13 protein-coding genes are annotated in these 22035 nt (G+C 69.7%); 5 read left to right on the top strand and 8 right to left on the bottom strand.

Annotation, left to right across the window (positions count from 1 at the left end):
* Positions 1–144: 144 nt before the first annotated feature.
* Together AC1DGE_RS06010 and AC1DGE_RS06005 are read right to left on the bottom strand one after the other, a co-directional pair.
* Positions 145–3174, bottom strand: a complete 3030-nt coding sequence (locus AC1DGE_RS06010) for a UPF0182 family membrane protein (protein WP_476917076.1) — start codon at positions 3172–3174, stop codon at positions 145–147.
* Between the two features lie 159 nt (positions 3175–3333).
* On the bottom strand, positions 3334–4563 hold the full coding sequence (locus AC1DGE_RS06005; protein WP_476892218.1) for a YlbL family protein: 1230 nt from the start codon (positions 4561–4563) through the stop codon (positions 3334–3336).
* Between the two features lie 235 nt (positions 4564–4798).
* Here AC1DGE_RS06005 and AC1DGE_RS06000 point away from each other — a divergent pair, with 235 nt between their 5' ends.
* On the top strand, positions 4799–6250 hold the full coding sequence (locus AC1DGE_RS06000; RefSeq protein WP_441417223.1) for a zinc-dependent metalloprotease: 1452 nt from the start codon (positions 4799–4801) through the stop codon (positions 6248–6250).
* Positions 6251–6330: 80 nt separating this feature from the next.
* Here the strand turns inward: AC1DGE_RS06000 and AC1DGE_RS05995 are convergent, their stop codons facing one another.
* The 3 genes from AC1DGE_RS05995 to nudC form a co-directional block, all read right to left on the bottom strand.
* Complete coding sequence (locus AC1DGE_RS05995) at positions 6331–6963, bottom strand: M48 metallopeptidase family protein (RefSeq protein WP_476892217.1); 633 nt, start codon at positions 6961–6963, stop codon at positions 6331–6333.
* A complete protein-coding gene (locus tag AC1DGE_RS05990) occupies positions 6963–9083 on the bottom strand; it encodes an ATP-dependent DNA helicase UvrD2 (protein WP_476892299.1) in 2121 nt (706 codons plus the stop codon). Before AC1DGE_RS05990 ends, AC1DGE_RS05995 begins: the two co-directional genes overlap by 1 nt.
* A gap of 171 nt (positions 9084–9254) precedes the next feature.
* Entirely contained in the window at positions 9255–10202 is a 948-nt protein-coding gene (gene nudC / locus AC1DGE_RS05985; RefSeq protein WP_476892298.1) for an NAD(+) diphosphatase, read from the bottom strand.
* A gap of 383 nt (positions 10203–10585) precedes the next feature.
* Here nudC and AC1DGE_RS05980 point away from each other — a divergent pair, with 383 nt between their 5' ends.
* The gene (locus tag AC1DGE_RS05980; RefSeq protein ID WP_476892216.1) at positions 10586–11914 is read left to right on the top strand and encodes a macrolide 2'-phosphotransferase; all 1329 of its coding nucleotides are present in this window, start codon (positions 10586–10588) and stop codon (positions 11912–11914) included.
* Between the two features lie 6 nt (positions 11915–11920).
* On the opposite strand, the gene AC1DGE_RS05975 is transcribed toward AC1DGE_RS05980, so the two are convergent.
* From AC1DGE_RS05975 to AC1DGE_RS05965, 3 genes are all read right to left on the bottom strand, one after another.
* Positions 11921–15382 (bottom strand): ATP-dependent helicase, encoded by a 3462-nt coding sequence (locus tag AC1DGE_RS05975; RefSeq protein ID WP_476892297.1) that lies wholly within the window; start codon positions 15380–15382, stop codon positions 11921–11923.
* Between the two features lie 104 nt (positions 15383–15486).
* Complete coding sequence (locus tag AC1DGE_RS05970; protein WP_476908837.1) at positions 15487–18735, bottom strand: ATP-dependent helicase; 3249 nt, start codon at positions 18733–18735, stop codon at positions 15487–15489.
* A 62-nt stretch (positions 18736–18797) separates the two neighbouring features.
* Positions 18798–19214 carry an MGMT family protein gene (locus AC1DGE_RS05965; RefSeq protein WP_476908538.1) on the bottom strand — a complete coding sequence of 139 codons (417 nt, stop codon included), beginning with the start codon at positions 19212–19214 and terminating at the stop codon, positions 18798–18800.
* A gap of 84 nt (positions 19215–19298) precedes the next feature.
* On the opposite strand from AC1DGE_RS05965, the gene AC1DGE_RS05960 reads away from it, so the two are divergent.
* From AC1DGE_RS05960 to AC1DGE_RS05950, 3 genes are all read left to right on the top strand, one after another.
* Positions 19299–20009, top strand: a complete 711-nt coding sequence (locus AC1DGE_RS05960) for a 3'-5' exonuclease (protein WP_441417219.1) — start codon at positions 19299–19301, stop codon at positions 20007–20009.
* 285 nt (positions 20010–20294) lie between these two features.
* Positions 20295–21320, top strand: a complete 1026-nt coding sequence (locus AC1DGE_RS05955; protein ID WP_476908536.1) for a methionine ABC transporter ATP-binding protein — start codon at positions 20295–20297, stop codon at positions 21318–21320.
* Entirely contained in the window at positions 21320–21991 is a 672-nt protein-coding gene (locus AC1DGE_RS05950) for a methionine ABC transporter permease (RefSeq protein WP_441417217.1), read from the top strand. Before AC1DGE_RS05955 ends, AC1DGE_RS05950 begins: the two co-directional genes overlap by 1 nt.
* Positions 21992–22035 lie beyond the last annotated feature (44 nt).

The following is a 22035-nucleotide window of genomic DNA, read 5'->3' as shown; positions in this document are numbered from 1 at the left end:
GGCCCCTGCCCGGAGGCCCGCACGGGACCCGCAAGCTGCCGGTTCGCCCGTCCAAGCCAAGGCGAAAGGCCGGATCCCCCGCTCGAACGGAACGGGGAATCCGGCCTTCGGCCTTCCTGCAAACGCCTGCCGGGCCGACGGCGCCTACTTACTCGGCGAGGGCGACGGCGAGGGCGTGGACGACGGCGACGCGCTGCCGCTCGGCGACGGAGTGGCCGACGGTGACGGCGACGGCGTCGTCGTGGTGATCTTGGCCTCTGCGTCGATCGCCCGCTGCAGGGCCGCGGAGAGCTTCTTCTGCTGCTCGCCGTAGGCCGCGAAGTCACCCTTGGCCAGGGCCGCCTGGCCGGCCTGGATCGCGCCGTTGGCCTCTTCTAGGGCCGCTTTCAGTTCCGCCTTGGCGTCCGTCGTGCCGCCGGTGGCCGGGGGCGTTGCTCCCGGGGCCGGGGTGGCCGGGGTTTGGCCGTTGTTGGCGGCGTCGCCGGCGGTGGCGCCGGAGCGGCCGCCGAACAGCTGGTTCAGTGCCTCGTCAAGGGTCGGCGCGAAGCCGATCTTGTCACCGAATGCGACCAGGACCCGTTGCAGCGTCGGGTAGGAGGTCTCGCCGGTCGACTTCAGGTACACCGGCTGCACGTAGAGCAGGCCCCCGCCCACCGGCAGCGTCAGCAGGTTGCCGTTGAGCACCGCCGATGCGCCCTGTCGCAGCAGGTTCAGGGCCTGCGACACGGTGGGATCGGAGTTGAACTTGTTCTGCGCCTGGCCGGGCCCGGGGACGTTGGCTTCCGGCGGAATCTGCAGCAGCCGCAACTGCCCGTAGCTCGCCGCCTTTACGCCCTTCTGGTTGCCGGCATCCGAGTCCGCGGCCAGGAAGCCGTAAAGCACGTTGCGCGCATTGCCATTGACTACCTGCGGGATGAATGACGACGTCAGCTGGAAGGCAGGCTTGTCCTGGTCGGGCATCTGCAGCGACATGTAGAACGGCGGCTGTTTGACCCCTTCTTCCTTGACGGTCGGGTCGTTCGGGACGCTCCAGGCATCATTGTTGGTGAAGAAGCTGTCCGGGTTCGTTACGTGGTACCGGCCCAGGAGTTCGCGCTGGACCTTGAACAGGTCCTCCGGGTAGCGGACGTGGCTCATCAGGGCGCCGGACATCTCCGAGTACGGCTTCAGGGAGGTCGGGAACACCTTCTGCCAGGCTTTCAGGACCGGATCCTGGTCGTCCCAGGCGTAGAGCGTGACGGAACCGTCGTAGGCGTCCACGGTGGCCTTCACCGAGTTTCGGATGTAGTTGACGGAGTTGCTCGGCAGCGCGGCGGTGCGGCCGGCCGAGGTCTGCGAGTCCCGCGTGGCGTCCGAGAGCTGCTCCTGCTGCGAGTACGGGAAGTACGGGCTCGTGGTGTAGCCGTCCACAATCCACTTCACCCTGCCGTCGACGACGGCGGGATAGGCGTTTCCGTCGACCGTCAGGTAGGGCGCGACCTTCTCCACCCGGTCCTTCGGGCTCCGGTCGTAAAGGATCTGTGACTCGGCGTTGACGCCGTCGGACAGCAGCAGGTCCGAGGACTGGAACTTGATCGAGTAGAGGATCTTGTTGAAGAAGCTGCCCACGTTCGGACCGCCGTTGCCGGTGAAGGTGTACTGCGTTCCGGCGTCGCCTTCCTTGGCCGCCGGGCGGTCCTGCTCGCGGTGCGCGGCACCGGCCGGAGCGCCGACGATCGAGTAGTCCGGCGAATTCTCGCCGAAGTAGATCCGCGGCTGGTAGCTGGTGTCGGTCCCCAGCACGCCCGTGGACGGGATGCCCGACTGCAGGAACTCGGGCTTGCCGTCCGCGGTGAACTTGTTGCCCTTGGCCGCGACCACGCCGTACCCGTGGGTGTAGACCACGTGCTTGTTGAGCCAGGACTGCTGATTGGTGGCCAGGCCGCCCGGGTTCAGCTCGCGCACCGCGATGACGGTGTCCTGGATCTTGCCGTTCACCTCGTAGCGGTCCACGTTCAGGGTGCTCGGGAACTGGTAGTACGGCCGGTACTGCTCCAGTTGGGAGAACGCGTCCGAGATCAGGTTCGGGTCCAGCAGGCGGATGTTGGCGGTGGTCTGGGCGTCCGGGGCCAGGGCGCCGGTGGTGGCCTTGGTGGTGGCCTCGTAGCGTTTCTCCTGGATCTTATCCAGGCCGTAGGCGGCGCGGGTCATGGTGATGTTGCGCTTGATGTACTCATTCTCCAGGGTCTGCTCCGAGGGGCGGACCTGGAACTGCTGGATCACCCAGGGGTAGACGCCGCCGGCCAGGATCGAGGTGATCACGAGCATGGCGGTGCCGATCACCGGCAAGCGCCACTTGCCGATCACTGCGGCGACGATGAAGAGGACGGCCACGAGTGCGGCGGCGACGGCGAGGATGGCCTTGGTGGGGATGACCGCGTTCACGTCGGTGTACAGCGCACCGGCCCAGCGGCCGCCGTTGTTCAGCACGGCGGAGTAGCGGTCAAGCCAGAAGTTGACGCCAAGCAGCAGCAGGAACGCCGCGCCCGCGACCGCGAGGTGGATCTGGGCGGCGCGGCTGGTGAAAACGCCGCGCTCCATCAGGCGGATGCTGCCGTAAAGGTAGTGCGTGAGGATGCCGGCGACTCCGGCCACGACGGCGACGCTGATCAGGAAACCGGTAACGAAGCCCAGGAAAGGCAGGGTCATGAGGTAGAAACTGATGTCCAGGTTGAACTGCGGATCGTTCTGGCCGAAGGGCTCCTGGTTGAGGAAGAGCATCACCTTTTGCCATTGGCTGGCGGCCGCGCTGCCGGCGAAGAGGCCGAACAGCACCGGCAGGCCGATCATGACCACGCGGCGGATCGGTTCAAGCTGGGCCTGGTAGCGGTTGAGGTTGTCGCGGACGTCCGAGTCGGGTGCGTAGACCGGCCGGGCGATATAGGCGATCCGGATCGCGAAGAACACGGCGGCGAACATCACGGCGAAGCCGGCCAGGAAGATGGCGATCCGTGCGATGTTCTCGGTCAGGAAGACTTCAAAAAAGCCCAACTGCTGGTACCAGAGGACGTCCGTCCAGACATTGGCGAAGAAAATGAAGCCCACGACGATCAGGGCGACAACAATCAGTGTCGGCGTCAGTGCGCCTCGCCGTTGCTGTGGCCTTCCGGGTGGGACGGTGCTGGGACGGGACAAACTCGGTACCTCATAGCTGGTCGTCAGTGCTGCTGGTTTTTTAGTTGTCTAAGTGCATCGTGTTGCTGCAGTCTAGCGACTGCCGGCGCCGGCCCGGCAGGGCGGCAGCGGCCGTCATTAGTGCCACGAGTGGCGCCAGAGCTTAGTTCCGGGGTCAGTCTAGTTGCTGGTGCAGACCGGAAGCCCCGATGTGTCGCCGCCGGCAGCGGCGAGCTCGACGGCGCGGCGCGCGTCGGCCAGGTTCTCCACCTTGACGACCTGGAGGCCTGCCGGGATGTGGCCCACGACGTCGTCGCAGTTGGCCGCCGGGGCCAGGAACATCGTGGCGCCGCCGGACCTGGCCCCGACCATCTTCTGGCTGATCCCGCCGATGGCCCCCACGGCGCCGTCGGGCGTAATGGTGCCGGTGCCTGCAACATGCTTGCCGCCGGTCAGGTCACCGGGGGTCACAGTGTCCACGATGCCGAGGGCGAACATCATGCCGGCGCTGGGGCCTCCGACCTTGTCCAGCGAGATCTTGACGTTGAACGGGAACTTGAACTTGTACTGCAGCACGACGCCGAGGAGGTAGCGGCCGGTCTGGGACTTGCTCGGGGTGACCGTCAGCGGCAGTTGGCTGCCATTGCGCTCGACGACGACCGTCACCGGTTTGCCGTTCCCCGCTGCGAGCTGCGCCTGGACAACGCTGAGCGCGGTGATCGGCTTGCCGTCGATCGAGACCAGCACGTCGCCTTCCTGGATCTTGCCCTTCGACGCCGAGTCGTCCGGAATCCCGGCAACCTGCAGCTTCTGCTCGAACGGGATACTGAGTTCCTTGAGCGCCGCGGCGACGGCATTCTCCTGCGAGGTCGTCATGGCGACCGCGCTTTCCTGCTGCGACTGTTCCTTGGTGACGCCCTTGGGGAAGATCAGTTCCTCCGGATAGACCGCCTTTGCGGCGTTCAGCCACGCGCTCAGGGCTTCGAAGACCGTGACCGGCCCGTTGGGGCCGCCGTCGACGTAGACGGTGGTGAGGTCCAGGTTGCCCTTGGCCGGGAAAGTCTCGTGTCCCGCCACGGTGATGACCGGCTTGCCGTTGTCCGTGCCGAGCGTATTGAACGTAGGGCCGGGCGATTCGATCACATAGGGAACGGGCAGGCTCATGGCGGCGAGGCCGAGGGCCATCGCCAACAGGCCGGAGACGAGCATGGTGGAGGAGCGGTTGTCCGCTCCCCCGCCGTTGGCACCGCGGGTCCTCCGTCCCGGGGCACGGCCTCCGCTGCCTGCGGCGCCGCGTCTGGCGGCGAAACGGGACCACAGGCTGGGTTTGCCGCCGGCGCTGCGGGTACCGCTGCCGCCGTCGCGGGGCGCGGGTTCGGCCGGCAGCTGCCCGCCCTGGTTAAACGTCAATGAAGGACCTCTCCATGCCGGCGCCTTGGCCCTTGCGGGGCCCGGATCAGGGCGCTGCGGCTGCGGCCGAAACCGGCTCCGCAGCCTTCAAATATTCCAGCCTCTAACACTACGCGCTCGGGCACCGCAGGGGCTCTTTGCCGACAGCGAACGTGGCCGGGTTTCGGGAGACAGCCGCTCACACGGAGGGGTAGCGTGAAGATGAGCACCAGTCACACCGACGATCGGCGGGATCATGACCTCTAACCCACTCAATCCGTCCAACGGGGACGACGAACCCAAGGATCCGCTGGCAGAAATGCTGCAGAACCTGATGGGCGGCAAAGGCATGGGGGACATCGATCCGGCAGAGCTCGCCAAGGCCGCCGGGCTGCCCGACGACCCCAATCTGCTGGCCCAGATGTTTTCGCAGGTCCAGGCCATGATGAGCGCGTCCTCCGACGGTCCGGTGAACTGGCAGCTGGCGCACGAGAACGCCCGCCGGGTGGCCGCCAGCGGCTCCGACCCGTCAGTGACCGCCGCGCAGTCCCGCGAAGTCGACGAGGCCCTCCGGCTCGCCGAGCTCTGGCTGGACCAGGTCACCGAGCTTCCCGCCACCGGGCTGATCGGCCGCGCCTGGTCCCGCGCCGAATGGGTCGAGGAAACCCTGGGGACGTGGAAGCGGCTGACGGAGCCCGTCGCGAACAGCATCGCCAACGCGCTCTCCTCCGCCATGACCGAGCAGATGCCCGAGGAAATGAAGTCCATGATGGGCGGCGCCTCCTCGATGCTGCAGAACATGGGCGGGGCCATTTTCGGCATGCAGCTGGGCCAGGCGATCGGCGCGCTCTCCGCCGAGGTGGTCAGCTCCACCGACATCGGTGTCCCGCTGGCCGACCTGGAAATGGCGCTGCTGCCGGCCAATGTGGCGAAGTTCGGCGAGGGCCTCGGCCTGCCGGAAAACGACATCCGCCTCTTCCTCGCGGTCCGCGAAGCCGCCCACGCCCGGCTCTTTGTGCAGGTCCCGTGGCTGCGCGGGCACCTGCTCGGCGCGATCGAGGCCTACGCCCGCGGCATCCACATCGACACCTCCAAGATCGAGGAACTCGCCCGCGAGCTGGACCCCAGCAACCCGGAGGGCATCCAGGAAGCACTCTCGCAGGGTGTCTTCATGCCGCAGCGCACGCCCGCCCAGGACCAGGCCCTCGAGAAGCTTGAGACGGCGCTGGCCCTGGTGGAGGGCTGGGTGGATGAACTCACGGCCGCCGCAACGGAGAAACTGCTGCCCTCGGCCGCGGCGCTGCGCGAAACCGTCCGGCGCCGACGCGCGACCGGCGGCCCCGCGGAGCACGCGTTCTCCTCGCTGGTCGGTCTTGAGCTGCGGCCCCGCCGGCTGCGCGAGGCCGCCACGCTGTGGGCCCAGCTGAAGGAAGAACGCGGCGTGGAAGGCCGGGACGCCATCTGGCAGCACCCCGACCTCTTGCCCACGGCCGGAGACCTGGACGATCCGAAGGGCTTCAGCGAACGCCGCAAGCTGGCCGAGGCCAGTGACACCGAGGTTGACGACGCGCTGCAGAAGCTGCTGAGCGGCGGGTTCGACACGGCTGAACCAGGGGCGGAGCAGGGCGAAGACCATACCGGCGAAACCGGGGACGATTCCAGCGGTGAGCCCGGAGCCGGGGACGACACCGGCAGCCCCAAGGCCTGACTGGCTATTTCGGCGTGCGGCACCGGAAAGCCCCGGCCGGAACCTCGGTTCCGGCCGGGGCTTTCCCGTGCCCGGGGTCGTCAGCGGACGGCGGTCCCGGCGTCTTCGACATCGGCGCTGTCGACGTCGTCCCGGTCGGCCGGCAGGCCGCGGGCGGTGGCAAAGGACACGCCCTCCAGGAACGCCTTGGCGCGTTCGGTTTCCGGGTAGGCGGCCAGCAGCCGCCAGAACGCGGCGTTGTGGGCGGCCACCAGGAGGTGCGCCAGCTCGTGCAGCAGGACATAGTCAATGACCCACTGCGGCATCGGCTGCAGCTTGTGGGAGAGCCTGATGGTTCCCTCCGATGGCGTGGCCGAACCCCAGCGTGAGTTCTGGTTGGTCACCCAGCGGACCGACGTCGGGACCGCCCGGCCGCCGAGGTATTTGGCGGAAAGGTCGGCCGCATGGGCCGCCAGCTCCGCGTCGCTGCCCGCCCGGCGCTTGCCGGCGGCCTTGGGGCCGCGGCTGCCCTGCAGGCGGAGCTTCTCCAGCATCCGGTGCACCCATTCGCGCTCCTGGGCGCCGCTGAAATGCGCCGGGATGGCGACCACCGCGGTGCCGTTCTCCCAGAATGCGGCCACCGTGCGGCGCCGCCGGGCCGAGCGGCGCACCTCCACGGGAGCGCCGTCGGCGGTGGTCACCGGGGTGACGCTGGTGTTGGCGGCGCCGGCCATCAGAGGCTGGAGCTTTCGACCAGGACGGCCAGAACGGCTTCGCCGTACTTTTCCAGCTTCGACGCGCCGACCCCCGGCAGCGTGGCGAGCTGTTCGAGGGACTCCGGCCGCGCCTCGGCGATCGCGGTCAGGGTCGCGTCGGTGAAGACCACGAAGGCGGGGACGTCTGCCTCCAGCGCGGTCTCCTTCCGCCACTGCCGCAGCGCGTCGAAAGTCTGTTCCTCGTAGCTCGGCGGGCACTGGCTGCACCGGCCCACCTTGCGTTCGGCACCGGAAGAGAGCATGCTCCCGCAGACCCGGCACGACGCCGGCACCGCCGCCTTGCGCCGCGGCGCGGCCCCCTTGCCGCGGACGGAGGAGCTCGCGACCGAGTCGGGCCGCAGCCCGTCCAGGAACCGCGAAGGTTTCCGGTTGGCGCGGCCGCCCGGTGTCCTGGCCGTGGACCAGGACAGGTGCAGGTGCTCCTTGGCGCGGGTGATGCCGACGTAGAGCAGCCGGCGCTCCTCGTCCACGGCTTCGGGAGTGTCCGCGAAGGAGATCGGCATCAGGCCTTCGCTCAATCCGACCAGGAACACGGCTTCCCACTCCAGCCCCTTCGCGGCGTGCAGCGAGGCCAGGGTCACGCCCTGGACGGTGGGAGCGTGTTGCGCCAGCGAGCGCTCCTGCAGTTCATTCACGAAGTCGGCAAGGCTGAACTGCGCTCCCCTGCTGACCACCAGTTCGTCGGCGAGTGCCACGAGTGCTGCCAGCGACTCCCACCGTTCCCGGAGGGCGCCGCCGCTGTGCGGGGCCGCGTCCGTGTAGCCCAGGGAGGACACGATGTCGCGGACCAACTGACCCAGGGGCTCCGGCGTCGCGGTCTCGGCGACGGCGCGGGTGGCGGCCCGCAGCTGCAGGATCGCGTCGCGGACTTCCTTGCGGGCGAAGAACCGTTCGCCGCCGCGGAGCTGGTAGCCGATGCCGGCCGAGGCGAGTGCCTGTTCGTAGGCCTCCGACTGGCCGTTGGTGCGGAACAACACCGCGATCTGGCTCGCGGGCGTCCCGGCGTCGAGCAGTTCGCGGATCTTCACGGCGACGGTGGCAGCCTCGGCCTCGTCGTCGGAACATTCGGTGAACTGCGGCACGGGGCCGGCCGGCCGCTGGGCCACGAGTTGCAGCGGCGTGGCCCAGGCCGCGTCCGCCACGGGACCGCCGCTGCGCCGGCCGGCGAGCAGGTCGTTGGCCAGCTTCACCACCTGCGGCGTGGAACGGTAGTCCCGGATCAGCTTGACCACCGTGGCGTTGGGGTACTGCGCCTTGAAGCCGAGCAGGTGCTTCGGCGAGGCGCCCGTGAAGGAGTAGATGGTCTGGCTGGCGTCGCCGACGACGCAGAGGTCGTCACGGCCGCCGAGCCACAGCTCGAGGAGCCGCTGCTGCAGCGGCGAAACGTCCTGGTATTCGTCCACCACGAAGTGCCGGTACTGTTCGCGGACGGTGGCGGCGACCTTGGGGTCCTCCTGCAGGATCCCCACGGTGATCAGCAGCACGTCCTCGAAGTCGATCACGTTCCGGTCCGTCTTGACGTCCTCATAGGACTGGAACACGCGGGCGACGGCGGTCAGGTCGAAACCGCCGGGGGTGCCACGGCCCTGGGCCTTTTCCAGGTAGTTGGCCGGGGTGAGCATGGACACCTTGGCCCACTCGATTTCGGAGGCGAGATCGCGGATGGAGGCCCGGTCGGTGCTGAGCCGCAGCCGGCGGGCAGCCTCCGCGATCATCTGGGCCTTGTGGTCCAGCAGGTTGGGCAGCGCGCCGCCGACGGCCTGGGGCCAGAAAAACTGGAGCTGGCGCAGCGCCGCGGCATGGAAGGTGCGGGCCTGCACGCTGCCGACGCCGAGGTCGCGGAGCCGGCTGCGCATTTCGGCGGCGGCCCGCGAGGTGAAGGTGACGGCCAGCAGCCGCTGCGGGCTGTACACGCCGGAGTGCACACCGTAGGCGATGCGGTGCGTAATGGCGCGGGTCTTGCCGGTGCCGGCGCCTGCGAGCACGCACATGGGCCCGTTCAGGGTGCTGGCCACCTCGCGCTGTTCGGCGTCGAGGCCGCCAAGGATCCGCTCCTCGAGGGAACGGCCGTCCGGCACCGGAGCTTCAGCGGCGGGTGAGCCGTCGTGGGACTGTCCGGCCGGAAAGGCGCTGGACTGGAAGATATCTGTGTTCACTTCTGCTGCTCAGTCGTTGGAGTGTGTGCGGTGGATGCCGCGGCGTGTGGAACCCGCCGCACGGGGGTGCCTCCGGACGGTGTCACGAGGACGTCAGGCACTGTCCGGGCGATCCTGGATGACGCCCCCGTACCAGTGTTCAATCAGGGCCCGCGCGATCGAGAGCCGGCTGGAAATGATGATTTCGCCGCTCAGCACCGCTTCCTGCAGCTCGGCGCGGCTGAACCAGCGCGCCCGGGTGACCTCGACGCCGTCGGGCGTGGCCTCCGTGTCCGCCGTCGTCGCGGTGAAGCCGAGCATGAGCGAAGCCGGAAAGGGCCAGGACTGGGAACCGAGGTACTGCGATGCGGTGACCCGCACCCCCACCTCTTCGCCAATTTCCCGGACCACTGCCTGCTCGAGGGACTCACCGGGCTCGACGAACCCGGCCAGGGTCGAGTAGTTCCGGGAGTCGAGCGGGCCGCCGCCGCCCAGCAGCAGCCGGTCGTCCGGACCGACGACCGTGACGATGATGGCCGGATCGGTGCGCGGGTAATGCTCGGAATTGTCCGAGGGGCAGCGCCGGACCCAGCCGCCGGCCTCCGGGACCGTGGCGGCGCCGCACCGCGGGCAGTGCGTATGGGTGGCGTGCCAGTTGGCAATGGCGCTGGCCTCAATGAACAGGGCGGTATCGGTGGGGTCCAGCTGGGCGGCCACCTCGCGGAAGCCGGCCCACTGCGCACCCGCCGGGATGCCCTCGACGTGCGGCTCGAACGGCTCGGCACGGACCTCGAACTGTTCCGGAAGGACGAACAGCACGTACTGCGTTCCCTCGGCCGCACGCGCTCCGGGCAGTGCGGTGCCGAGGTAAATCACCTGTTCCGGGGCGTACGCGGTTCCCTTGAGCCGCCCGGCGAGGCCGGCCGCGTCCAGGAAGACGAGCCCCTCGCCGCTGACCAGCGCCTGGCGCCGGGACAGGACCATCGCCTGCACGCCACCGGAACGCAGCAGCTCCTCCAGCATGCCCGGCTTCAGCCTGGCCGCGGAGCCGCGGTCAATCATCGCGGGCCGGACCGGAAGAACGGTGTCCCGCAGCTGGTTGGCCGGGGGGCTGTCGCCCGCGGCCCGGGCCACCGCAGCTCCCCCCGCCGGTGCGGCCCCGGCAGCGGGCACCGATCCAGGATCAACCTGTCCGGTAATTTGCCCGGTAATTTGCCCATCGATTTCTGCATTACCGGACTCCGGTGACTCCGCAAGACTCATGTACCCACCGTACCGACCCCCGCCGACAATTGACATTTTCGCCGGCCCTCCGGGGCCCGCCTCCCGGCCGATTGCGGGAGCGGTTGCCCAAGCAGCCGCCGTTAGGCGCTATTTCGGGCCGATCTTTCAGACTCGCCGTGATGCAGCGCCGTCTTAGGGCCGGCTCAATCTACCGTGGAAGCGTGAGAAGAAAACCAATCGAACTGGCAGCTGTAGCGACTGCGGCTGTCCCCGGCCTGACCCCGACCGCCGTGAGCTCCGCGCCCGACGATCCGGCAGACTTCGATTCCGCTCTTCTCCTGGACTCCGAAGGCAAACGCTGGCGTGTCCGCTCGCCACGCCATGCCGAGGCCAGTGCGCGGCTCGAAACAGAGTTCCTGGTGCTGCGCGCGTTCACTCCCGGCATCCGCGCCGAGCTCCCCTTCCTGATGCCGACCGTGGCCGGCACCGTCCGGCAAGGCACGCTCAGCACCTTCGTCTACTCCCACCTATCCGGCACCACGCGCTCGGTGGAGGAGCTCAGCACCGGCTCCGCCGCGCTGACCCGGGAACTCGGCGCCGCTCTCGCGGCCATCCACGACCTCCCGCACTCTCTGGTCAGCAACGCCGACCTGCCCAGTTACACGCCGAACGAGTTCCGCCAGCGGCGGCTCAACGAGCTGGATCAGGCCGCCACCACGGGAATGATCCCGCCCCTGCTGCTGCGCCGCTGGGAGCACGCGCTGGAGGACGTGTCGCTCTGGCGTTTCAACCCCAGCGTGGTGCACGGCGACCTGCACGAGGACAACCTCCTGGTCGACGGCGACCGGGTCACCGCCGTGACCGGCTGGACCGACCTGCGGATCGGCGACCCGGCCGACGACATGGCGTGGCTGGTCGCGTCCAACGACCAGGACTTTGTGGACGCCGTCCTTGCGCACTACACGTCCAGCCGCCGGGACGCCCCCGACGCCCATCTGCTGCGCCGCGCCGCGTTGTCCGCCGAGTTCGCCTTGGCGCAATACCTGGTCAAGGGCCTTGCGGCGGCCGACCAGGACATGATCCGCGAGGCCGAGTCGATGCTCGCGGTGCTGGCCGAGGACGTCGCGGAACATGGCGGCCAGCCGATCAGCGTCGAGCCGCTGCCGCAGCCGGCCGTGACCGTGCAGCCGATCAGCCCGGATGCCCCCGGCTCAACGCCCGGACAGGATCCGCAGCACGTCAGCGATATGGCGACCGCTGTCCACGTCACGCCGATCCCCCGCGATGAGCTTCCGGGCGCGGCGCAGGACGACGCCGGGACGCAGGCGGCCACTGACGGCGATCCGGAAGACAGCACTCGCGACGCCGGTGCCACCGCCGCTGACGGCGATCCGGAGGACAGCACGCCCGTCGACAGCCCGGCAGCCGCCGACGGCGATCCGGAGGACGGGAAACCCGTTGCCGACGTTCCGGCCCCGCCAAAGCCGTCCGCTGCGGACGACACCTCCACCACGGCGCTCACCGTGGTACCGGCGAGCGAGCGTCGCTAAGGCCAGCTAGCCTGATTTCCTTCCGAGGGCCGCCGCGACGATTTCCTCCAGCCGTTCCGCGGAGCCGAGATCGTGCGGGCGGACCACCTGGTTGTCTGCCACGTAGTAGAACGCTGCCCGGACGTCCTCAAGCGGGACGCCCTTGAGCCGGGACCACGCCAGGCGGTAGACGGCGAGCTGCACGGACTTGGTCTTGAGCTGGCCGGCCGAGGGCCGGCGTCCGGTCTTCCAGTCGACGAGGTCCCAGCCGCCGTCGGCGTCGCGGAAGACTGCGTCGATGCGCCCGCGGACCACGACGTCGCCGATCCGGGTTTCGACCGGCACCTCGACGTGTGCGGGCGCCCGGTGGGCCCACTCCGACTGGCGGAAGGTCTCCACCATGGCGTCCAGGCCGTAGGCCTCGTCAATGTGGTCGTCCGAGCCGGCGGCCTCGCCGAGGTCCAGCATCCCGGAGGTGCCGAAGTATTCTTCGACCCAGGCGTGGAAGGCCGTTCCCTTGCGGGCCGACATCCCGGGTTCGCGCGGGACGGGCCGCCGCAGCCGGGCCACCACGGAGGCCGCATCCTCGTCCAGGTCCACCAGGGTGGAGGCGGAAATATGGCCCGGCAGGTGCACCTCCTGGACGGCTGACCGCCGGGAACGCCGGTCCAACAGGGTGGCCGCTTCCTGCGCCCACCCGGCCGCCGGCCCGCGCAGTCTGCGCGCCCCGGCCGCCGAAGCTGCGGGCGGAGTTCCCGGCCCGGCGGGAGCCGGCAGCGAGCCGGCGCCGGGCTGTTCCAATTGCTCCAGGACCCGCGCCGCGGCAGCCTCCATGGCGGCCCGGCGGCCCGGTACGAGCCGCAACCGGGCTCCGGTGTGCGGGTGGACTGGTCCTTCCAGGGGATCGTAGGGCCACAGGGCCAGCTCCAGCTCGGAGGTCAGCGGGCTTTCCTCCGGCAGTGCCTCCTCGGCGACGGAATGCGGATGGATCTCGGCCGCGCCGGCCCCACTGAGCCCTTCGAGTTCGGCCAGGAACGGGGACATCTCGGCCAGGCCCGCCCGGGAGCCCACCCAGGCTGCGCTTGAGACCCAAAGCACATGCTTGGCGCGGGTGTAGGCAACATAGGCCAGGCGCCGTTCCTCGGCTTCGCCGTGGGCCTGGACCGCGGACTTGAACTCCTTCTCGGCGTCGAGCCAGCCTTTCTGGTCCGGCTGATCCAGGTCCCACTGCGGCAGGTCGGCGCGGTCCCCGCGGAGCGGCCACGGCAGCGCGGCGGACCCGCTGCTCCAGCGCGAATCCCGGCTGGACGGGAACGCCCCGGCGTTGAGGCCGGGAACGAACACGACGTCCCATTCCAGCCCCTTGGAGGCGTGGACAGTCAGCAGCTGGACGGCCTCGTGGTTGACGTCCGGCGCGGCGGCGTCGAGGCCGTTCTCCTCGGCGGCGGCCGCTTCCAGCCAGGCCAGGAAGGCGAGCACGTCGACCCGCTGCGAGGTGTGCAGGAACCCGGCGGCAGCATCCTGGAAGGCGTCCAGGTTGCGCCGCGCCTGATGGATGCTGATGCCGGGCCGGGCCGCAACTTCGATGTCCAGGAGCATGGCACGTTCCACTTCGCCCAGCAGGGTGCTGAGGTCATCGCCCATGAAGCTGCGCAGTTGACGGAGCTCGGCGGAGAGCCGCTGCAGCCGCTCCAGCGCGTCCGGGCTCAGCCGGCGGCCGTGGGCGGACGTCCAGTCGGGACGGGGCAGCCAGTCCAGCGCCTCGATCAGGCTCGCGGCGTCGGTGAGGTCGCCCTCGATGACGGTTTCGGCGCTGTCGCCGTCGGTATCGGTGTCGGTGTCGCTGTCGGTGTCGCTGCCGGGGCGTCCGCGGCGCCGCGCCAGGAAGCTCGACCAGTCGCGGAACGCCATCAGGTCCGCAGGCCCGATCCGCCAGCGCGCGCCGGCCAGCAGCCGCATCAGCGAGTCGGAGCGGCCCGGATCGGCCAGCACCCGCAGGGTCGCCACGAGGTCGACGATTTCGGGGGTGTCCAGCAGCCCGCCGAGGCCCACGATTTCGTAGGGGATGCCGCGCAGCTCGAATTCGCGGCGGATGCACTCCATCTGGGCCCGGCGGCGGCACAGTACGGCCATCGCCGGCGGCTCGGGCTCCTCCGCCTTGCCGGCGTCGAAGTCGGTCCGCCGGAATTTCAGCACGTCGGCGGCGATGGCCGCCGCTTCGTCCTCGTCCGTGCCGAAGCGGCCCATCAACACGCGGCCCTGGACCGCGGCGGGGCTGGGCTGCAGCGGCGGGACCTCCACGGTGTCGGCGCTGTCCCGGGCACCGGCCGCGCTGGCATGGGCCGCAGCCTTGCTGAGCGGGGCCGAAATGACGTTGGCGGCCTCGAGAATGTTCCGGCCGTTGCGCCACGCGGTGGTGAGGTACGACGTCGGCGCGACGGCGAACCGTGGCGGGCCGCCGCCGGCGTCGCCGGAATCATGCGCACTTCCGCCGTCGTCAACCCGGACGGGGAATTCGCGGACGAAGTGGAAGAGCTGGCCCGCGGACGCGCCGCGGAAGCCGTAGATGGACTGGTTCGGGTCTCCCACCGCGGTGACGGCGTGCCCGTCACCGAACAGGCGGGAGAAGAGGACAAGCTGGGCGTGGGAGGTGTCCTGGAATTCGTCCAGCAGCACCACCTTGTAGCGCTGGCGTTCCGTTTGCGCGGCCACCGGGATCTCGTTGGCCACCCGGGCCGCGAGGGCCACAAGGTCACCGAAGTCCAGTGCGCCGCGGGCCCGTTTGGCCTCCGCATAGCGGCCCACCATGTCCGCAACGCTGGCGCGGGTCCGGAGCAAAGCGCTGAGGTCCCCCGCGGCCTGGCTGGGATTCTTCTTGGCCGTGGCGACATACGGCAGCGCCTCGAACTCGGCCACCCGGTCCAGCAGCCAGCCCCGGACTTGCGCGGGGTCCTGCAGGTGCTCCGCGCATTCCCCGGCAAGCTGGATGACCGCCTTGACCAGGGTGGACTTGGCGGAACGGAAATGCTGGTAGTCGCCGTCGAAGGCTTCCACCACCTCGCTCGCGAGCTGGAAGGACTGGGCACCGCCGAGGAGCACAACGTCCCGTTCGACGCCGAGCCGGAGCCCGTAATCCGAGACGATGCCGCTCGCGTAAGAGTGGTAGGTGGAGACCTTGGGTTCCAGCGCGTCGGTGCTCAGCAGCCCGGCCGGAAACACCTTGTGCTCCGGATCGGCCGCGGCGATCCGCGCCAAGGCGGCCAGCTTGGCCCGGATCCGGGTGGCGAGCTCGCCGGCAGCCTTGCGGGTGAACGTCACGCCGAGTACTTCCTCCGGCCTGACCCAGCCGTTTGCGACGAGCCACACCACACGGTCCGCCATGGTGGCGGTCTTGCCGGAGCCGGCCCCGGCGATGACAAGCCGGGGCGCCAGCGGCGAGGAGATGATCCGTGACTGTTCGGCGGTGGGGCTGTTCTTCTCCCCCAGCATCGCGGACAGCTCTTCCGGGCTGAACCGCGGTTCAGGCAGGGGCTTCGGCCGTGTGTCCGCCGGCGCGGCGGTCTCCGGCCCGGCCGCCGTCGTCGCCTCGATACTCATTCGGTGACCTGCTTTCCGCGTGCGCACAGCGGGCAGACTTCGGGAAGCCTGCAGCCGTGGCCGCCGTGCCCGCCCTTGGCGGGGTCGTGGCGGGCTTCAAACGTGCTGCCGGACATGACGCGGGCGGCCTCGCCGACCATCTCCAGAGCCCAGTTCGCTTCCGGATCCAGCGCCGGCTGGCTCTGCACCCCGGGGCTTTTGGTGCTGGTGCCGAGCTGGGCCAGCACCGCGCCGCCGGGTCGCGGCGGCGGACCGTCGTCCGGGCCGGTAAACCCGCCGGCCAGGACCGCCGCCTGGTAGGCGCCCAACTGGGGATGGCGTTCCAGCTCGGCCTTGCCGGGCTGGCGCTTGCCGGTCTTGAGGTCCACGATGACCAGCCGCCCTTCGGCGTCGATCTCCAGCCTGTCGACCTGGCCGCGGAGCACGGCGGGCCGCGCGGGCCAGGACTCTTCACCGCCGGCAACGGCTGCGGGCTCCAGATCGGGAAGCTTCACCTCGAAGTCCTGCTCTACGCCGAGCAGGCTCCGGCCCTCGCTCCGCATGACCAGCACGTACTGGGCGAGCTTGCGGACCATGGTTTCGGCCCGCTGGAAGTCGAGCTTGCCCTCCCAGTTGTCCTTCATCCCGAGCGCGGGCCAGCGTTTCACCAGCTCGGCCACGTACTCGCCGCCCGAGGCGTCCGGGAGGTCCTGGGCAATGGCATGGACCAGGGTTCCGAGGCTGCGGGCGAAATCCGTTGCGGCCTCTCCGCCGGCTGCCTGGACGAACCAGTCGAGGGGTGACTTCTGCACGGTCTCGACCTTGGAGGGCGAAACGAAGACGGTACTGCCGGGCGGCACCACGGGGTCCGTCGACGACAGCGGAGCCAGCCCCCACCAGCTGTCCGGGTGGGCGCCGGGCACCGCCGGCTGCGCGGCTGCGAGGGCGCCCAGCACGGCGGTGGCCTCGGCCGCCTCGGCGGGGGCGCCGTCGAGCTGGGCGTACTGGCGCAGTTCCGCGACGAGCGCGCGCAGGGTCAGCGGCCGCTCCACGGACGTGAAGCCGCGCCGGTCCTGGTCCGGGTGCAGGGGCGAAACGTAGTCCAGGAAGGATGAGGGCTGTTCGTCCTCGGAGGAAACCGCCGTGCAGATCAGCACTTCGCGGGCCCGTGAAACGGCGGTGGAGAAGCTCCGCAGCTCGTCATAGCGGATCTCGCGGAGACGGCTCAGCGGATCGAGCTGCAGGGCGTACTCGACACCGTGTTCGACGGCGTCGGCGAAAAGTGTGCTGCCGAGCAGTTCACCGCGGAGCCGGGTGTTGGGCCACACGCCTTCCTGGAGGCCGGGCACAATGACGACCGGCCATTCACGTCCCGCGGCGCTGGCCGGGGTCATGAGTTCCACCGCGTCCTCGAGCTGTGCCCGGGCCGCCAGCGTGTCCATAGGCAGTTCCTGGCTGAGCAGGTACTCAAGGAACTGCTCCGGACCTGAGCCCGGGAGCTGGTCCACGTACCGCTCGGCGGTGTGGAACAGGGCCATCATGGCGTCCAGGTCGCGGTCCGCGCGGGCGCCCGCCGCCCCGCCGGCCAGGGCTGCCTCGGTCCAGCGGCCGGCCAGTCCGGTGGAATGCCAGAGCGCCCAGAGCACGGTCTCGGCGTTGCCGCCCGTGGCCTCGGCGGCGTCCCGGCCGGCGCGGATCATCCGGGCAACGCGGCGGGCGGAATGCCCCTCGATGCCGAGCGTGGCCAGGGCGCCGGGGTCCAGGAGTGCTTCCACGAGCAGCGCGTCGCTGGTGCGGCCGCCGCCGCCCAGGAGTTCCTCACGCCGCAGTGACTGGCGGAGCCGGCGCAGCTCGATCGACGTTGCCCCGCCGATCCTTGAGGTGAGCAGCGAGACGGCGGCTTCCGGGGTAAGGACGTCAGGGTCCAACGCCACCGCGTAGGCGTCCAGCAGCGGCCGCACGGCCACCTCGTCCCGGACCGCGGACTCGGCCACCGGGATCCGGACCGGGATGCCTTGGCCGGCCAGGTGGCGCTGCAGCTGGCTGAGCTGGCCGCCGTTGCGCACGATCACCGCGATGTCTCCCAGCTCCCGGCCGTCATTCAGCTGGGCTTCCAGGATCCGCTGCGCCACATAGCGCAGTTCGTGGACCGGGGACGGCAGCAGGTGCGCCTCAACGACGCCGTCGCGCTGTCCGCTGGGCTTCGGGTGTTCCAGCCGGCGCGCCACCGTCCCGCCGGAGCGCAGCGAGATCCGTTCGGCGACGCCCTGCCAGGCCTGCGCGACGGCCGGGGTATGGCGGTGTGCGGTCCAGAGCGGCCGCTCCAGGACGGTGCCGCCGGCCGGCGCGAGCAGCCGGGGCAGCTCGGCCACCAGGTCCGGCCGCGCGCCGCGGAATCCCTGCACCACGGTGTCCGGGGAAGAGGTGACGAGCGTGTCCTTGCCTGCGGCGATGTCCGCGAGCAGTTCGAACACGGCCGGGTTCGCCTCCTGGATATCGTCCACGAGGATCAGCTGGAGCCGGTCGCGCTCCGCGGCCAGGAATTCCGGGGCGTCCTGGAAAATCTGGCGTGCCGCCGTGATGATCCCGGCCGGGTCAAAGGATTCGGGCATCCGCAGGTCAAGGACGTCGCGGTACTCGGCATAGAGGGCGGCCGCGGCGGTCCAGTCCGGCCGGCCGCAGCGCTGCGCGAGGGCCGCCAGGTCCTGCGCGGTGCGCCCGGATTCGATGATCCGGTCAAAGAGCTGGCGCACTTCCTGCCGGAAGCCGCGGGTCTGCAGGGCGGCGGCCAGGTCCTCGGGCCAGGGCAGTTCCAGCCCGGGCTGGGCATGGCCTTCGAGGAGTTCCTTGATGATCAGGTCCTGTTCGGGCCCGGAGAGGAGCTTCGGCGCACGCGGCAGCGGCAGGATGCCCTCCGCCTTGGCACGCCGGATCAGGTCGAAGGCGTACGACGCCCAGGTGCGGGCCGGCGTCGTGCTCAGGCTGCGGTCCAGGCGCGCGGTGAACCGGTCGCGCAGCGCATCGGCGGCCAGCCGGCCGGGGGCCAGGATCAGCATCCGTTCCGGGTCCAGGCCGTCGCGCTGGGCCCTGCGGACGGCGGCCTCGACCAGGACCGTGGACTTGCCGGTGCCCGGCGCGCCGGGCACCAGGACGGGTCCGGAGCCGTGCGCGACGTCGACGGCGTCCCGCTGGTCCGGGGACAGTACCGGGACGGCGCTGTGCTGCGTCCGGGGCGGCAGCAGCCGGAGGCCCGTCTGGCCGGGCACGGCTTTTTTGGGGACGGTCTTGTTGGGGGCGGCTTTGTTGGGGGCGGTCCGGCTGGGGCTACTCACACAGACATTTCATCATTGGGGACAGACAATTTATGCAGCTCCCGTTCGAGGCGTTCGGCGATGGCGTCGATCTGCTCGAAGTCCGGCTCGGACGGCGTCCACCGGGCCGCCATCAGGTCGACCCGCCAGCGGCCCTCGCCGGTGCGCTCGTATTCCAGGTAGCTGCCCAGCAGCGGTGTCCCTTCGGCGAGGTAGAAGGCCAGGGCCTCCCGCTCGTGGCCGGGCGGGGCGTCTCCGTTGGCTTTGAGGATCCGCCACCAGGGAACGGCGCTGCCGTGGTGGCTCATTACGGAGCCGACCTGGCGGGGGCCGCCCGCGCCCAGGAGTTCGGCGACGTCCCCGTAGGCGACGGCGGTGCCCGCCGGAACCATCGCTGCGAGCTCCAGTACCGCCTCCACATACTCCGTCCGCATGGACCAAGGTTACCGGTGCCGGCTGCCGCCGGTCTCGGCACGGCGGTGCAAAAAACTGTCAGCGGCAACAGGTAGCGTTGAAGCATGAGCACCTGGCACACCCTCCCCCGCGCAGCCTTCGACCTGGAAACCACCGGGCGGAATTCCCGCGCTGCGAGGATCGTGACGGCATCGGTGACCGTGGTGGACGCCGACGGCTCGGTCATCAAGGAGCACGAGTGGCTGGCCGATCCCGGGGTGGAGATCCCCACCGAGGCGAGCGACATCCACGGCGTCACCACCGAGCAGGCCCGCCGTGACGGCCGGCCTGCGGCCGAGGTGACCCGGGAGCTGGCGGCCGTGCTGCAGGAGCTGTTCGACACCGGCGTACCGGTCATTGCTTTCAACGCCAGCTATGACTTCACCGTGCTCGCCGCCGAGTCGGCCCGCTACGGCGTGCCCCAGCTGAGCCGCTTTCCCGTGCTGGACCCGTTCATCATGAACAAGCAGGTGGACCGGTACCGCAAGGGCAAGCGCACCCTGACCGCGCTGTGCGAGGAGTACGGCGTCAGCCTCGACAATGCGCACACCTCCGCGGCCGATGCGCTGGCCACGCTGCGGATGCTGGATGCCATGGCCGGGAAGTTTCCCAAGCTCCGGATGCCGGCCAGCCACCTGCACCAGCTCCAGGTCGAGTGGGCGTCGGCCCAGGCCGCGGATTTCCAGAGCTACCTGCGCAAGACAAAGCCCGCGGCCGTGATTGAGGGCGACTGGCCGGTTCTGCCGCCGGAAGATGCCAGCCGGGGCGACTTCTAGCCCTGAGCGCGGGCCACCGGCACGGGACCGGCAAGCTACTGGGACTGAGATCACAGCGGCGGTTGCCCCTGCCGGCGGCTCGTGGCGCCCTCAGGGATTTGGCCGCGGGACGGCTGCCGGTTTCCTCCCGCGCCCAGCGACCTTCAGGACGAAATTATCTGCACCCGATGGCACTTTGTGACGAACTAAATGCGCAAGTGGATGGCCTTTGGTGCCGCTGACATAATTTAGTTCAGAACAGGGCGTGTGTTATGTCGCGCCCAGACCCCAACCGCCAAGGGATAAATGATCACAGTTACCGACCTTCGCAAGGTCTACCGGCAGGGCAAAAAGGAAGTGGTAGCGCTCGACGGCGTCACGCTCTCCGTGCCGAAGAGCTCGATCCACGGCATCATCGGACACTCCGGCGCCGGCAAGTCGACGCTGGTGCGCTGCCTGACCCTGCTGGACCGCCCCACCGCCGGGTCCGTCAGCATCGACGGCACCGAGCTGAGCTCCGTGCGGGATTCGGAGATCCGTGCTGCGCGGCGGCGCATCGGCATGGTTTTCCAGCACGCGAACCTGATGGACTCCCGGACCGCGGCCGGCAACGTGGCGCACCCGCTGGAACTCGTCAAGACCCCCAAGGACAAGATCCGGACCCGGGTTGCCGAGCTCCTCAAGCTCGTGGGACTCGAAGGCTTCGAGAACGCCTACCCGTCCCAGCTCTCCGGCGGCCAGCGCCAGCGCGTAGGGATCGCGCGGGCCCTCGCCTCGGACCCCGAAGTGCTGCTCTGCGACGAGCCCACCTCGGCCCTGGACCCTGCCACCACTGAGGAAATCCTGGACCTGATCCAGGACCTGACCCGGCGGCTGCAGCTGACCGTCTTGATCATCACGCACGAGATGAACGTCGTGAAGCGGGTCTGCGACTCGGTGTCCCTGCTCTCCCGGGGCCGCATCATCGAACACGGCGCCCTGCAGGACGTGGCCGGCGAGCTGGACAGCAAGCTGGCCCGGGCCCTGCTTCCGCTGCCGCCGTCGGAGCCCCTGCACGGCGCGCTGCAGCGCGGGCCGGTCCTGGAGATCCTCTTCTCCGGCGAGAGCGCCAAAGAACCCGTCCTGACCGGCGTCGCCCGGCACTTCGACATGGACCTTAACGTCCTCGCCGGCAGCGTCGAGACCCTCGGCGGCCAGCAGTTCGGGCACCTCCGGGTCCAGCTCGCCGAAAACGCCGATTTCGACGCCGTCCTCCACTACCTGCACGAGCGGGGCATCAGCGCCAAGCGCGTCGCCGCCGATGCTGCTCCGGCGGAAGAAGGAGCCAACTAATGAACGACATCTTCAGCAACCCCGTACTCGCCAGGGCCCTCCCCGAGGCAATCGTGGAGACCCTGCAGATGGTCGGCATCTCGGCATTCTTCACCGTGCTGATCGGCCTGCCGCTGGGCGTCTTCCTGCACGTCACGGCCCCCGGCGGACTGCGCCCGATGCCCGTCACCAACCGGATCCTCAGCGACGTGATCGTCAACATCACCCGGTCCATCCCGTTCGCCATCCTGATGGTGGCGCTCATCCCGCTGGCCCGCGCCCTGACCGGGACGAGCCTCGGCCCGATTGCAGCGTCGGTGTCGCTGTCCATCGGTACCATCCCCTTCTTCGCCCGGCTCGTCGAATCCTGCCTGCGCGATGTGCACCACGGCAAGATCGACGCCGCCCAGGTGATGGGGTCCACCAACATGCAGGTCATCAGCAAGGTGATGCTGCGCGAATCCCTGCCAGCCCTCGTCGCGGCCGCCACCACCACGGTGGTGACCCTCGTGGGCTACTCCGCGATGGCCGGCCTCGTCGGCGGCGGCGGCCTCGGCAAGCTGGCCTACAACTACGGCTTCCAGCGCTTCGACGTCACGGTCATGATCGTCACCATCGTCCTGATCGTCGTCCTCGTCCAGGTCATCCAACTCGTGGGCGAGCGGATTTCCCGCGGCCTCGACCACCGCTGACCCGACAAACAACCACCCCAGCCTTGCAGCGGGTAGCCGCCCTC

It is taken from the genome of Arthrobacter sp. 05N425 (assembly GCF_056397125.1).
Note: the sequence above shows the minus strand (reverse complement) of the source record. Positions and strands in the feature narration are given on the sequence as shown.

Coding starts and splice junctions, on each gene's coding strand:
- AC1DGE_RS06000 (WP_441417223.1), top strand. CDS start 4,799: ATGACCTCTAACCCACTCAATCCGTCCAACGGGGACGACGAACCCAAG.
- AC1DGE_RS05955 (WP_476908536.1), top strand. CDS start 20,295: ATGATCACAGTTACCGACCTTCGCAAGGTCTACCGGCAGGGCAAAAAG.
- nudC (WP_476892298.1), bottom strand. CDS start 10,202: ATGATTGACCGCGGCTCCGCGGCCAGGCTGAAGCCGGGCATGCTGGAG.
- AC1DGE_RS05965 (WP_476908538.1), bottom strand. CDS start 19,214: ATGCGGACGGAGTATGTGGAGGCGGTACTGGAGCTCGCAGCGATGGTT.
- AC1DGE_RS05975 (WP_476892297.1), bottom strand. CDS start 15,382: ATGCTGGGGGAGAAGAACAGCCCCACCGCCGAACAGTCACGGATCATC.
- AC1DGE_RS05995 (WP_476892217.1), bottom strand. CDS start 6,963: ATGGCCGGCGCCGCCAACACCAGCGTCACCCCGGTGACCACCGCCGAC.
- AC1DGE_RS05950 (WP_441417217.1), top strand. CDS start 21,320: ATGAACGACATCTTCAGCAACCCCGTACTCGCCAGGGCCCTCCCCGAG.
- AC1DGE_RS05960 (WP_441417219.1), top strand. CDS start 19,299: ATGAGCACCTGGCACACCCTCCCCCGCGCAGCCTTCGACCTGGAAACC.